The 13,669-nt window shown below is 53.2% G+C and carries 11 protein-coding genes; 8 read left to right on the top strand and 3 right to left on the bottom strand.

Features of this window, described 5'->3' with window-relative positions:
- Nucleotides 1–2 precede the first annotated feature (2 nt).
- A complete protein-coding gene (locus tag BV405_RS02395) occupies nucleotides 3–467 on the bottom strand; it encodes a hypothetical protein (protein WP_086479245.1) in 465 nt (154 codons plus the stop codon).
- Between BV405_RS02395 and BV405_RS17595 the strand changes: the two genes are divergently transcribed.
- Nucleotides 466–606, top strand: coding sequence for a hypothetical protein (locus tag BV405_RS17595; protein WP_176330018.1), 141 nt, complete (start codon nucleotides 466–468; stop codon nucleotides 604–606). The two genes, BV405_RS02395 and BV405_RS17595, sit on opposite strands and share 2 nt — an antisense overlap.
- On the opposite strand, the gene BV405_RS02390 is transcribed toward BV405_RS17595, so the two are convergent.
- Entirely contained in the window at nucleotides 603–1,544 is a 942-nt protein-coding gene (locus BV405_RS02390; RefSeq protein WP_086479244.1) for an NAD-dependent epimerase/dehydratase family protein, read from the bottom strand. The genes BV405_RS17595 and BV405_RS02390 overlap by 4 nt on opposite strands.
- A gap of 265 nt (nucleotides 1,545–1,809) precedes the next feature.
- Between BV405_RS02390 and BV405_RS02385 the strand changes: the two genes are divergently transcribed.
- Nucleotides 1,810–2,847 carry a glycosyltransferase family 4 protein gene (locus BV405_RS02385; protein WP_176330017.1) on the top strand — a complete coding sequence of 346 codons (1,038 nt, stop codon included), beginning with the start codon at nucleotides 1,810–1,812 and terminating at the stop codon, nucleotides 2,845–2,847.
- 258 nt (nucleotides 2,848–3,105) lie between these two features.
- On the opposite strand, the gene BV405_RS02380 is transcribed toward BV405_RS02385, so the two are convergent.
- The gene (locus BV405_RS02380) at nucleotides 3,106–3,999 is read right to left on the bottom strand and encodes a glycosyltransferase family 2 protein (RefSeq protein ID WP_217895549.1); all 894 of its coding nucleotides are present in this window, start codon (nucleotides 3,997–3,999) and stop codon (nucleotides 3,106–3,108) included.
- A 391-nt stretch (nucleotides 4,000–4,390) separates the two neighbouring features.
- Here BV405_RS02380 and BV405_RS02375 point away from each other — a divergent pair, with 391 nt between their 5' ends.
- The 6 genes from BV405_RS02375 to BV405_RS02350 all read left to right on the top strand — a co-directional run bounded on the left by BV405_RS02375 (nucleotide 4,391) and on the right by BV405_RS02350 (nucleotide 13,651).
- The gene (locus BV405_RS02375) at nucleotides 4,391–5,608 is read left to right on the top strand and encodes a glycosyltransferase family 4 protein (RefSeq protein WP_176330016.1); all 1,218 of its coding nucleotides are present in this window, start codon (nucleotides 4,391–4,393) and stop codon (nucleotides 5,606–5,608) included.
- Nucleotides 5,589–7,124, top strand: a complete 1,536-nt coding sequence (locus BV405_RS02370; RefSeq protein WP_086479240.1) for a lipopolysaccharide biosynthesis protein — start codon at nucleotides 5,589–5,591, stop codon at nucleotides 7,122–7,124. Before BV405_RS02375 ends, BV405_RS02370 begins: the two co-directional genes overlap by 20 nt.
- Before the next feature lie 28 nt (nucleotides 7,125–7,152).
- Nucleotides 7,153–8,745, top strand: a complete 1,593-nt coding sequence (locus BV405_RS02365) for an O-antigen ligase family protein (protein ID WP_086479239.1) — start codon at nucleotides 7,153–7,155, stop codon at nucleotides 8,743–8,745.
- A 49-nt stretch (nucleotides 8,746–8,794) separates the two neighbouring features.
- Nucleotides 8,795–9,574 carry an acyltransferase gene (locus BV405_RS17945; RefSeq protein WP_086479238.1) on the top strand — a complete coding sequence of 260 codons (780 nt, stop codon included), beginning with the start codon at nucleotides 8,795–8,797 and terminating at the stop codon, nucleotides 9,572–9,574.
- 83 nt (nucleotides 9,575–9,657) lie between these two features.
- The gene (locus BV405_RS02355; protein ID WP_086479237.1) at nucleotides 9,658–10,923 is read left to right on the top strand and encodes a glycosyltransferase family protein; all 1,266 of its coding nucleotides are present in this window, start codon (nucleotides 9,658–9,660) and stop codon (nucleotides 10,921–10,923) included.
- Nucleotides 10,916–13,651 carry a hypothetical protein gene (locus BV405_RS02350; RefSeq protein ID WP_140054430.1) on the top strand — a complete coding sequence of 912 codons (2,736 nt, stop codon included), beginning with the start codon at nucleotides 10,916–10,918 and terminating at the stop codon, nucleotides 13,649–13,651. Before BV405_RS02355 ends, BV405_RS02350 begins: the two co-directional genes overlap by 8 nt.
- Nucleotides 13,652–13,669: the final 18 nt, after the last annotated feature.

Here is a 13,669-nt window from a genome sequence, read left to right as displayed (position 1 = left end):
CCTCAATCCTGAACCTGCCAGACAGTGCCTTCTCCCACCGACCAGCTGTAACTCGTTGGCTGACGCATATCGGATCGCTGCCAGATCTCCATCACCAGTGCCTGCTGATGTGCTGCCATATTCAGCACCAGATCCAGACGACCATTGCTCAGTGCTGCACGGGAGACACAGTTATTGCGGTCAATCGCTCCAGCGGATGTTGGATGACAGATGTTCACGATGGTGGATTCTTCTGCCAGTGCCGGCAGATCAACCTGTACCGTCAGATCGTATTGGCTATCGAAGGTGAAGCCCTGATCAGCGATCAGCTCCGCAGTAGAAACGCTCACAGTAGGTTCAGCATTAACGCTGATACCGTTGCCAGAACTGTTATTTGAGCCAGCTGCTGCATCATCTGCTGGAGGTGGCTCAGTACAGGCGATCAGGTTGAGACAGCCCAGAATTAAAAGTGCCAGATAAGTTTTCATGGTCTTATCCTCCGGTTTCCCGTTTCTCTTTATTCCGGCAGCGCTTTGGTGCCGGATCATTCAGGGCGTGACTCACACTCTTAAAGCCTTCCCTACCCTTCAGTCGTTTTTCGCCGGCCTTAGCCAGAAACTGCCTTAAACCACGGTTTTGTACTCTTCGATGCCCTCGTACATCATCTCCATCAGGCCGGAACCCAGATCGTATTGGGAGCCCATGTGGAAGCAGCTCAGCAGTTGTTGAGGGTCACCCAGCGAGACCTGAATATCACCGGCTTTTTTACCGGCAAAAGTGACAGGTACTTCGTAACCCACGATGGAGAATAGAGTTTTAGCGAGATCCTTGATGGAGCTCGAACGGCCGGTGCAGATATTGAAAACCGGCGCACGCACACTGGCGTGATCCATCGCTTTACAGAGATAGGCCACCACATCTTTCACATAGACAAAGTCACGGATCTGGGAACCATCACCATAGATGGTGATGCCGTTATGCTGGCGGATACGATCAGCAAAAATAGAAATCACACCGCTATAGGGAGAGCTGGGGTCCTGACGGGGACCAAAGACATTAAAGAATCGGAAGCCAAGGGTCGGCACATTATGGATACGGCCTGCAACCTGAGCCTGCAGCTCACAGGAGAGCTTATCGACACCATAAGCGGTCAGAGGACGTAACTGGCTGCTTTCACCCAGAGGCATAGCAGCGTTATCGCCGTAAACAGCAGCAGAAGAGGCATACACCACAGGCACTTTGCGTTTCTGACGGGCACTACACTCAAGCAGATTCACCGTGCCACTCTGATTGATGGTATGGCACTCTTTCCAGGCTTCATTAGCCCGAACCACAGAGGCCACCGCCGCCAGATGGTAGCAACCATCCACACGGGACATCAGCTCATTCACCAGCAGGGTGTCATTGATATCACCGACATAGAGTTTGGCTTTCGGATTCAGATTTTCATGCTTACCGGTGGACATATTGTCCAGAACGATCACCTCATGACCAAGGTCGATCAGTGCATCACACAGATGTGAACCGATAAAACCGCAACCGCCTGTAACCAGATACTTAGCCATGGTGGCCTCCCCGGACTTACGTCCCTTTCGTGGAATTTACTGGGGTTATTTCAAGCTCTGTGCCAGCCAGAAAAACTTCTTTTAATTCAGCAGCTTGAATCTCAAAAAATGGACTTTTCGCATTTTAAAAATCCCTGTTCAGGTGTGAAAACCTGACCGGCTGCAGATTCTTTGCATTACGCGAATGGCACTCCCCTTGCTCTTACCCCTGTATCCATTGCGAACTGCAAAAACGCGAAACTGCGAAACCGCAGGAGGTAAGACGATGAAAGCGATCGTACTCTTTCTTGATAGCCGGGGTATGGGGGGGATCGAAACCCACGTACTGAATCTGGCAAAGGCATTGGCAGAAAGATCTCTGCCGGTGAAAGTCGTGTTCTGGAAAAATTATGATGACTCAGAGCATCCCCTATGGAGGGATCTCAAGCAGGCTGACATTCCTGTCTACAGCGCCCAGGGTAAGATCCGCCAGCTGTTCCGCCTGATTCCTCAGGGATCACTGGTACATAGCCACGGCTATAAGGGCAATCTGATCAATAAGATGTTCAGCCTGCCGGGAAAATGGAAAGCTCTGCCCACCCATCACAACGGAGACACCGGCTCAGGCCGCCTGAAATGCTATGTTCAGGCGGATGAACTCACCTCCCGTTGGTTTTCACCACTATCGGTCAGTGCTGAGATCCACCAACGCCTGTCCCACAGAGGTTTGCTTATCCCGAACTTTGTCGACCTGAAGTCTCAGGAGAGCCTGTTTAAGCATCAGCGCATGGGTTCCGGTGAGCAGATCGCCTTCGTCGGACGCTTAAGCCCGGAAAAAAGCCCCGAGACCTTCTGTCAGCTGGCAAACCGCCTGAACGACTCTATGGCTTCCGAAAGCCGGGCCAAACTGCATCTCTATGGCGACGGTGCGCTTTATAACCCGCTGTCAGAGCGCTATCAGCAAGTGATTTTTCATGGCCAACAGATCATGTCAGAGCACTGGCACAAGATAGGTGTGCTGTGCATCACCTCTGAATATGAAGGCCTGCCACTGGCAGCCCTTGAAGCCATGTCTCAGGGAATACCCGTCTGCAGTTTTGCGATTGGCGATCTGCCGGCTCTGATCGAACACGGAAAAAATGGCTGGGTTGTGCCTGCAGGGGATATCGAGGCGATGTCCTGCTGTCTGGATCAGTGGTTGCGCATGACACCACAAAAACGCCAGCAGATGGCTTTAAACGCCTATCAGACCATCCAACATCACTACAGCGTTCAGGCGGTTGTCCCCCGAATTATTGAGCATTACCTGCACTTAGCGGCCTAGGCCGCTTTTTTTGTCTGTTCTGACTGGCTACATCTAACCTATCTCAGTCTCTTCTAGCTCCCTATCTCCTATCTATCTTGCCAGCCTTTCTCCTCGCCACTTCTACCCAGCCGACCTGACCGATCCAGATACCAGTAACGAAAGCTACGAAGCTAACGCCCTTATTTACCTTTGAGCGGGACAAACAACAGCCACTAAAAAAGGCCATACGGCCTTTTTTAGTTATTTGAGTTTTAATTAAACCTGTGCCAAGTGGCGCTAACCTCTGATGATATGTGCCGCCAACGCTTTCAGATTGCGGGAGGTTGGCAGCTGATAACAGGCCTTAGTGTATGCGCCAATCGCTTTCCAGTAGCCATCTTTCTGTTCCTGCCAGGCTTCCGCCCAGGCCAATGCCAGACGGGCACGTGCCGGTGCCACACACGCAGGGTTTAAAGCCATCATTGCGGGCTGGAAACGGTCCAGAATCAGCTCAAAGCTTTTCAGGCGACGCTCCACATTGCGGGAGATCGAGTTCTGACGCACCAGATAGCCCATCAGGCTGGGTTTAATCGCCATAAAGTCCCCGAACTCCAACAGACGCAGCCACAGATCCCAGTCACTGGCAGAATGCAAAGTTTCATCAAAACCCTGTGCCTTTTGCAAAGCATCAGTACGCACCATTACGGTAGAGGTGCCGATCACATTCTCCTCATAGACGCTGGTTTTTAACGCGCCTGTCAGGCGCAGACACTGCGCTTCGTCCTGCAGCAAGCGATTAAAGCGCGGCCAGAAGGTGAAGCAGCGACCCAAGTCTTCATCGGATTCTGAAAAGTGATCGTAATCGGTAAAACTCAGAACCAGATCCGGCTGACTCTTGTGATAGGCCAGCTGCAGTCTCAACTTATCGTCATACCAGTAATCATCCGCATCGAGAAAGGCTACGTACTCACCACGGGCCTCGGCTATCGCCAGATTACGGGCGGCAGACACCCCTTTATGCTCACCTTTGATGATACGAATGCAGTCGTTATGAGCCGCCTGATGAGCCAGCCATTCGCCGCTGCCATCATCGGAACCGTCATCCACAATCAGCAGTTCCAGATCCACTTTCTGGCTCAGCACGCTGGCAATCGCCATCGGCAGATAATCCAGACAGTTATAGGTCGGCATAATCACACTGACATCACATGTACCAGTTAGCTTTTGGTCAGTTGGCTCGTTTGAGCTGTTGTTTAAGCGGCTGTTTAAGCTGAGGTTTAAGTTGTCGTTATTATTTTTCATGGTCTTTACTCCCGCTCCCCTTCAGTTGGCATCCCTCTTCTTTCTCTGATCACTGATTTTCTGTTTCAGCTGAATCAGCTCTATCCCTGATAAGCCTGCTGTCGGGCTTTGTTGCATTTCGGCTTTGGCATCTCACTTGCAGATACCCCTTTGAATCGCAGTGGTTGCGGACATTTCGCAAAGTGCAATTCAAAGGCCAATTACTCGCTGCTTACCCTTTGAAATGCATCAGCCATGCCAATTAAAGATCGGGCTTTTCCGGTCTGGCGAGGAGTCACACATGAAAAAGATTGCGTACCTCACCACAGCTTTCCCTGTGCTGTCAGAAACCTTTATCGGTAATGAAATCAGGGCGATGCGTGCATTAGGCCATGAGATTGTTCTGGCAAGTTTTGAGCGCCCGGAAGGTCCGGCACAACCGGACGATCTGAAGCTGGCTGAAGAGCTGGTGCTGCTGAAAGATATTCCGGTGGCTAAGGTGATCTGGCAGCTGTCCTCTAACCCGGGACGTTTGCAATCTGCGATGAGTTTTATCAATCAGCAAAAGGGACTGCCCCGCAGATCTCTGCTCTGGTACGCCGCCCGTATGGCAGCCTTAGTGGAACAGACCGGTTGTCAGCATATTCATGCTCACTTCGGGTTGGCTTCCGCTGCTACCGCAATCGCAGCGGCTCGTCTGGCAGGTGTCAGCGTCTCCTTTACCTGCCACGGTTACGATATCTATCGCTCACCTGCAGATCTGCCCGCAAAATTGCAGGCCGCTGACTTTGCGGTTGCAGTTTGCGACGAGATGCAGCAGGACATGCGCAACCTGATGCCAACTGCTGATATCCGCCGGATTCGTTGCGGTATCGACCCTCAGCAGTTCTCAAGTCAGACCCCTAACCTCTACAACCAGAACCGCCTGCTCTATCTGGGCCGCCTGTCAGAAACCAAGGGCGTTGATGTTTTGCTGCACGCTCTGGCGAATATTCCCGCCCGCGAACGCCCCAAGCTGGATATCGTCGGTGACGGACCTCTGAAACTGGAACTGCTGATCCGGATGATACGCCTGGATCTGGTGGGCTTTGTTCATTTTCTGGGGGCTAAACCTCAACACTGGTTTGCAGAAAACCACCATCACTACACTGCACTGGCAGCGCCCTTTGTCGTCACGCCCCAGGGTGTAAAAGACACTGGCCCTCTGGTGATTAAGGAAGCATTGGCACTCAAGCTTCCAGTAATTACCAGCGATATTCAGGCCTGTCGCGAAATGCTCACCGATACCTTCGGTCAGACACTGCCCGTGGGGGATCTGGTGAAAAGTGGCGATAAATTCGCTCTGGCCGCCAGCATTCTCAAACTGACCCAGCTGCCACCGGCAGAGCTGAAACAGATGGGTGAACAGGGTCGAGAGCATCTTTTAGCAAACTTTAAGATCAGCGATCAGGCAAAACAGCTCTCATTAGCCATTAGCAGCTGCCGTGAGGAGATCTCTTATGCTGAGCTTGAATCTTAAACAGCGGTTAAATCCTCAAACGGGGCTGCGGCTTTCACGACGCATCGGCTCTCTCGCTGGCAAATTGCAAAACAGCTCTGTGATTCGCCAGCAAGCCTGTTACGCCATCGGCATTATCGGCATGAAGGCGGTGGCATTTTTGCTGCTGCCCTTCGTCACCCATCAGCTGGGGGTTGCTGAATTTGCCCGACTGGAAACCCTGTTGGCTCTGGTCAATGGTGCAACCGTGATTGTCGGCTGTGGCCTGGTGAATAACCTCTATCGGGAGGCTGGACTGGCTGAGTCCGAATCGGAACGTCAGAAAGCATCTGCCACCACATCAGGCACAGCCTTGACACTGGCGCTGATCAGCTTTCTGCTGTTAGCCGCCAACGGCCTATGGCTGCTACCTGTCATCAACCAGTACTGGCAGGTCTCCCAGCTGGAGTTTCTACTGTTAAGCCTTCTGATCAGCTCTGAAGGTGTACTTGCAGTGCCTTTGGCCTGGCTAAGAATGCGGGAACAGGCGGTGCGCTTTCTGCAACTGACCCTTGGCCGCACTCTGATCTACGCAGCGCTTGCGGTCATTCTGCTCAAGCTGGGCTACGGCCTGACCGGAGTGCTGATCGCATCTGTGATTGCGGTTCTGTTGCAGATTGCAGGTCTGCTTTATCTGCAGATTCGGGATGCAGGTATCCGTATCCAGCCCCAAAGTCTGTTACGACAGATCCGCTTTGGCCTGCCCTTTGTGGTCAGTGGTCTTGCGATGTATGCCACTCAGGGGCTGGATATTATTCTGCTGTCTCAATCGGCAGAGGCCACCACTCTTGCAGCCTATGTACTGGCTGTGAAGTTTTTCCTTTTGGCAGCGCTGTTAAGCCAACCCTTCCAGCTTTGGTGGTATCCAAGACGTATTGCGCTTCTGAAACAGGATGATGGTCTGAACAAGGCTGCATCTGGTGCCATGGCGGGAGCCATCATCGCCAGCATCCTGGGGCTTGGTGTCGTAGTAGCAGCACCTCTGGTGACACCTCTGCTCTTTGCACCGGAACTGCAGGCGCTGCATCTCTATCTGCCCTGGCTGATTCTGGCGGGCATCTTCAAGCAGTGGGGTGCTCTGTTTAATCTTGGCTGTTTCTCCACCGAACGCAGCGAGATCCAGATGCTGATCGAACTGGCCACCGGAGCCCTCTGTCTGCTGACCCTGCCTTTTGCCATCAATTATGGCGCTGGCTCGGGTATTGGCGCAGCGATGGGCGCGGTTGCTGTGCTGCTGGTGAGTCAGGTGCTGCGCCTGATCGCTTATCTGATCATCAGCCAGCGGCTGCTTAAACTGCCCTACCAGAAACAACACCTGATCTACGCCCTGATTCCCTGTGGTCTGATCGGCCTGCAGGTCCTTATTGCTCGCTTTGATGCCTTCCAGAGCAGTCTCATTTTGCAACTGGCCTGGTTACTGCTTTGTATGCTGGTAAGTCTGGTTATCTGCCATCGGGTACTGCTGAAAACCGATGGCGGGCTGCTGAGAAGAAGCTGACCAGACAGGTTTGAAGGGGAGAAAGGCCATGATACATACCCTCAGTCAGATGCTACTGCCATTGGGCCTGTGTGCTGTGATGACACTGGCCTGGTGGTTTGCACCCCACCCTCTGCTGGTGCTGCCTTTGGCGCTGGTGCCTCTGCTCGGCTGGATGGCGACCCGTATGGTGATCTGGATCTGCCTCGGCTTTATCATCTTCTCCTTCTTCCGAATCCATGAAGCCTTTCCTCAGCTCTATCCCTTTAAGATCCCTCAACTGCTGGCTCTGGGGGCGCTGGGCGTTACCGCATGGCATCTGGCCATCACCCGTGAGATCAAGGTGTTCTGGAACAGCCACTTCAACGGTATGGCGGTCTTTTTCGCACTGACCACTGTCGGAGTAATGTTCGCCAGTAACCGTCCTGAAGCGATCGCAGCCTGGACAGGTAACTTCGTCAAAATCGGCATTATGATGCTGATTATCGCCTGGCTGCCGAAATGCAAACGGGATTTCGCAATCTGCAACTGGAGCATTTTGCTGGCGGGCATCCTGATCGCCATTGTCGCTCTGAATAACAAGATGAACGGCATCGGACTGGTAGAAGGCACCCGCGTCACCATCAGTCGGGATATGGGTTCCATGCTGGGTGATCCCAACGATCTGGCACTGGTACTCCTCTTTCCCACCAGTTTCTCACTGGCACTCTTCTTTGCCCCGATCAAAGCCAGGCTGCCGCGTTTTCTGGCGTTGATCGGCTATTTCATTATCGTCTCGGCCATTATCGCCACCCAAAGCCGGGGCGGCTTGTTAGGGATTATGGCGGTGACCGGGGTTTTTGCCTGGCAAAAGGTTGAGAACAAAGCCCTGCTGATTATGGCCGGTGGTGCAGCCGCAGGTTTGCTGCTGGTACTGGCGGGTATTTCGGATCGTTCATCCGGTGGTGCAGCCGAAGACGGAATCGACGCTTCTGCCATGGGACGTATCTACGCCTGGCAGGCGGCGTGGAATATGGCGGTCAGCAACCCGTTAAGCGGTGTCGGCCTGAACAACTTCTACTACAACTACTTCTTCTACAGCCCCCACTGGGATGGCAAAAACCACGCAGTCCACAGCACCTGGCTGGGTGTACTGGCAGAAACCGGCTTTGTCGGCTTTATCGCCTTTGTCACCGTGGTGGTTCGCCTTTTGAAAAACAATATCCGGCAGGCGATGGGGGTTAACGCCATCTTCGCCCGTGCTGCCAAAGCCGAGGCAAAAACTGACAAGTACGCCCATCCGGGGCTGGAACACCGCCACGACCGGCTGAAAAAGAAAGAACCCATTCTCCCCGCTGCCATGGTGGTCAGCGCACAGGCGACTCTGGCCGGTGTGGTTGGCTTTATGGTCTCCGGCACCTTTCTGACACAGGGCTTTACCTGGCCGATCTATATCCTGTTCGCATTAAGCATGGCGGTCAGCCACAACCTGCAACCCCTGATGCAATCTGCAAATGGCACGCTTGATGCACTTATGAATACAGATCCTGCTGAAAAGCAGACAGAGGGTTCTTCAGATGACAGTTCTGAACACAACGCAATAGCTGGTTCGCAAACTGACTCTGAAACCCTGCTCAATCAGGCGAAGCCGGAACCGCGTTAAAGCCTTAGCGTTAATAGCTTTATCAGGTTTTCCGGCCAAGGAGGTTCCCATGTCTCAAGCGATCAACCAACTCAAACAGTGGGCGAAAAACAGCCCCAACCCGGTTGCCAAAGCGATTCGTAATAACTGGGTTCGTCTTAACACGCTGGAACTACCTTCGATTCCTGTGTTGCACAAAGGAATCTATCTGGCTCACAAACTGGTGGTGAATCTGTTTCAGAGCCTGAGCCGCCGCCTTTACTGGTCTCCGGTATTCAAAAGCCAGATCTCCGGTGGCAAAAAACTGTTTCTCTACTCAGGCATGCCTCAGGTCCTGCAACCACTGAGCATTCACATGGGCGAAGGCTGTCGGGTGTCCGGCATCAGCACCTTCTCTGGTCGCTGGTGCAGCGCTGAACGCCCTGAGCTGATCGTGGGCGATAACGTCGATATCGGCTGGCAAACCAGCATCGCCGTGGCTACTCAGGTGATTCTGGAAGATAACGTACGTATGGCAGGTCGCGCTTTCCTTGCGGGATATCCCGGTCATCCGCTGGATGCCGAAGCCCGCGCTGCAGGCGCGCCGGATACCGAGGACCAGATCGGTAAGATCCATCTGAAGAAAAACGTCTGGCTGGGAACCGGTGTCACGGTTCTGCCTGGCGTCACCATCGGCGAAAACACCATTGTCGGCGCAGGCAGCGTGGTCACCAAAGATCTGCCCGCTAACGTCATCGCAGCAGGAAATCCGGCCAAAGTGGTACGCAAGCTTCTGCCCGATGACTGTCCCCAGAATCTCACCCGAAAACCTATCGAGATGAGACACCATCAGGACGCCGAAAGCGCCTGATCTTTCTGGCGGTTCGCCAACACCCCACTAACCCTTTCGACAAAGATTAAACGCCCACTGCACAGGTGGGACGGGAGGCTATTATGCGTTGGATCGTATTTGGTGAGGACTGGGGTAGCCATCCCAGCAGCACGCAACACCTGTTTAAACGCATCGCCCAGGAAGACGAGGTGATCTGGATTAACTCCATGGGCCTGCGCTCACCCAAGTTGAGCAAGCATGATTTCGCTCGGGTTTATCGCAAAGGCAAAGCGATGCTGGCGTCAGAGTCATCAGTCGTTAAACCTGTTCAACAGAAAAATGCAGCTAATCAGATTCAGCCCAAACATCTGATTGATCCTAAAGTGATCCCGTTTTTCGGCAGTCAGCTGGTGCGACAGTTCAACCGCTATCAGCTGAAAAATCAGATTCGGGCGTTGGTGAAGAATGATCAACCCACGGTGCTCTGGCTCTCTCTGCCCAGTGCGGTGGATCTGATCGGCCATTGTGGTGAGGATTTCTCCATCTACTACTGTGGCGATGACTTCTCCTCACTGGCAGGAGTGGATCACGGGGTAATCAGTAGGATGGAAGCACAACTGGCGGAACGCTGTGATCTGATTCTGACCGCCAGTCAGCGCCTTGCAGAGAAATTCCCAATCGGTAAAACCCGTGTACTGGAACACGGCGTTGATTTCCAACTCTTCAGCCAACCCACTGAAAAACCGAAAGATTTTCCCATGGGAAAAGTCATGGGCTTTTATGGTCAACTGGCGGACTGGGTGGATATTCAGCTGCTCAAACAGATCAGCCAGCAGTTTCCGGAATGGACACTAATGCTGATCGGAGCTGTGCATACGGATACCCGGGATCTACTGGAGCAGCCCAATGTGCTCTGGCTGGATGCCATTCCCCACCAGCAACTGGCGGCCTATTGTCAGCACTGGGATGTCGCCATGCTGCCCTTCCGCCATTGTGAGCAGATCACCCACTGCAATCCGCTGAAGCTTAAAGAGTATCTGGCAACCGGTACCGAGGTGGTTTCCCTAACCTTCCCGGCAGCGGAGCCCTATGGCGAGTTGGTACATCTGGCGGATAATGCTGAGCACTTTCTGCAGCTGTTAAACGGACTGGCTATAGCGGGTTCAGAGACGCATAGCCAAGCCAGTGACGAGCATCTCCAAAATAGAGAAAACAGCCTACTGCGCCAACAAGCGGTAGCACCTGAAAGCTGGGAGCATAAAACTCAGGTCATTCGCCAACTGATCCGCGCCCGTAGTGGTTTTCTGGCCAGCCAAAGTTCAGATAACGCTGACAGAGTGCAAGCTATGACCCTAGAATCAGCCTCCATCGGAGTCCACCGTGGCTAGCAGTAAGCGGCGGCTGCCGGATAGCCTGAACATCTGGCTGCAGCTACTAAGCCGCATTCTTCTATGGATGACCCTATTAGCAGGAGTAATGCTGTTTCTTTCGGATGTAACCCTGGCTGGTGAAGCCTTGTCCGGACAAGACAAGCCAGTCGAAACGCAAACTTCAGCAACGACCAGACTGCTTGCCCTGAAGCCTACAGAAGCCAAACAACACTGGCGCTTTGATAAAGGCATCGAATCCGGTCAGCAACTGAGAATCAGCGGGGTTAACGAGTCGGACGATTCCGCAAGGCTGCTGATCCGGATCGATTCCCATCGCTCCTCCAATTACTTCACTCGTTTTAATCGGGAGCAACTGCTGCCGAAAGGGGAATTCAGCTTTACCCTATCGCTGGATAACCTGAGAACCGAGCGCAAACAGCCCTTTGGTTCCGATGAGATCCGACAGCTCTTCCTAAGTACCCTGAACGGCAAGATCAACTGGCAGGCCGTGTCCTTAGAACCCAGCCCCAAGCTGCCTGCAGGTCTGATCGGGTGGGACTTTGGCCCACAGGATCAGGCGAAGGCCGCGGGCTTTCAACAAGTCAGCTACCCGCTTTCAACGGACAATATCCAGAAAGGAATCAGCCTTAAAGGCACGATCCGTAATCGCAATCGCCCCTACTTTGATCCGGCATTGGCAGATGGCTTTGAGGGCTTAACCCAGTTGAGCCTGCCCTTAGAAAACGGCCTCTGGAAAGTACGGCTCTGGGTGGATGACATCGGCGAGTGGGAATACCTGCCCCACGCCCTTGAACGCGCCATTACCATCAATGGTCAGCCGGTGCTCTTACAGAAACTGGATGCTCAACAATGGCTCAGCCAGTACTACCTGAATAAGCCCAAATTACCCGATGAACCAGAGTTACCAGATAAGCCTGAATTACCGGATGAAACAGAACTACCGGATGAGCCTTCTCAATCTGTAAATAACAATGAGTGGCTAAAACAGCTGCAAAACGCCTTCTGGTCGAGTTTCGCCCGTGAACGGGGTCATCCGGTGGATGCGCTTATCGAGGTGAAAGATCAACGCTTGAATCTGGCCTTCAGCAGCCCGGATACTGCAGGGCGCTTTATCTCTGCCATGTTGGTCGCCCCCGCTAATAATCTGGAACAGTTGGCCGAAGGCAAACGGGCTTTTGAGGCCTACGATCAGCAGCGCCTTGCCCGCTTTCAGGAACAGTGGCCGGTGATCGCTAATCCTCAGATGGCGCAGTATCTGCCAAGGGCTATTTACCCTGTTAACTCTATTAGCTCTGACGGCTCTGTTGATTCTGCTAAAAGCGAAACACTGCACTGGGCAGATCGGGAGGAGATCACCCTAAGGCTGAATATTCCGAAGGATGCCGGTCAGCTACAGAGGGTGAATCTGCCGTTAAAGAACCTGAAGCTGTTTCGGGTACAAACCGGGTTAAGACGGGCGGGCGGTCAGGAAAAGGCGCTGCAGCCTCAGTTGTTTCTGCATCCCATCGATCCCGATGATCCGCCGGAGGTCACCAGCTATTCTCAGCAATGGGTGATCACAGGACAGGTTCAGTTTGCAGAAGATCTTTTTCAGAATGCGAAACCCGGCTTTCAGGTGGTCGGGCTGGATGCTGGATTAGAAAATCCTATTGCAGACACGAGCGCCGGAACAGGTACAGACACAGGCTTAGCCTTCAGTAATCTGCAGATTCCGCTTCAAATAAAGCGACTGCCTCTGGAACTCCCCTCAGCCAGTAAGCCCGTCGGTATCTATCTGGATTACGCTCCGCACCTGAGCTGGTTTCAGTCCGACGAGCAGCAATCACAGGCAGATTGCGACTATAAGGTACTGCGGCAGCTGGGGCTGACCGGTGTCGCTCCGGCACTGCCAACACCGGTTAAAGGTGCCGAAGCCCGCTTTAAACGCGCCGCCCAAAGTCCGCTGTTACAGGGCTTACTGCCGCCCTTTCCCGCCTATACACCGGTTAAACGCCTGCTGACGGATAACTCCCAGCAGGCCAGAGACAGTGCCCTGATTCAGCTGGATAAACTGAAGAACACCTTTCCCCTGTTGATCTGGTCACTGGCGGATGAGCCAGGATTGCATCTTAAAAGCGATGAAAAACTGGATCTGTTCCGCAGTCAGCTTAAGCAAACCCTACCGGAAGCTCAGGTGTTAGCTCAGCTCAACCACAGCCATCATGATCAGCTCAGCGGCCAGTACGATGCGGTGCTGATCAATCAGGGCTACGGCCTTAACAGCCTGCGTTTAGCCAGACTGAAACAAGCCAACACCCAAACCTATCTCTATAACCTGCCCCATCTGCGTTTTGCCTCTGGCTTGTACCTGTGGCGATCCGGTGCAGAGGGCTTCTGGCAGTGGCACGGTCGTATGCCCACGGCACACCCTTATGATCCCACCGATGGGCGGGAAGATGATGTGCAGATGCTGATGCCCACGGCGGAAGTCTGTCAGCCGCCGGTATTGCACTCATCCCTGCTGGGTATCCGTCAGGGGATTAATGATCTGCGCTGGCTGGAATGGCTGATGCAAAATGCGAATCAGGATATCGATTCTGCAATTCTGCTCCAGCAGATACGCCAGCAGATCAGTCTCGACTGGAGCCGCAATACCGATAAAGAATCCATTAAAAACAATCAGTTAACCCACAACCTGATCAGCCAGATCAAACAGCTGGCACAGCCTGTGCAATCTCCTGAATAAGATCCCATTTCAGGAGGG

Source organism: Oceanospirillum sanctuarii (assembly GCF_002150805.1).
Lineage (GTDB): Bacteria > Pseudomonadota > Gammaproteobacteria > Pseudomonadales > Halomonadaceae > Oceanospirillum > Oceanospirillum sanctuarii.
This window is presented reverse-complemented; position numbering and strand designations above follow the sequence as displayed.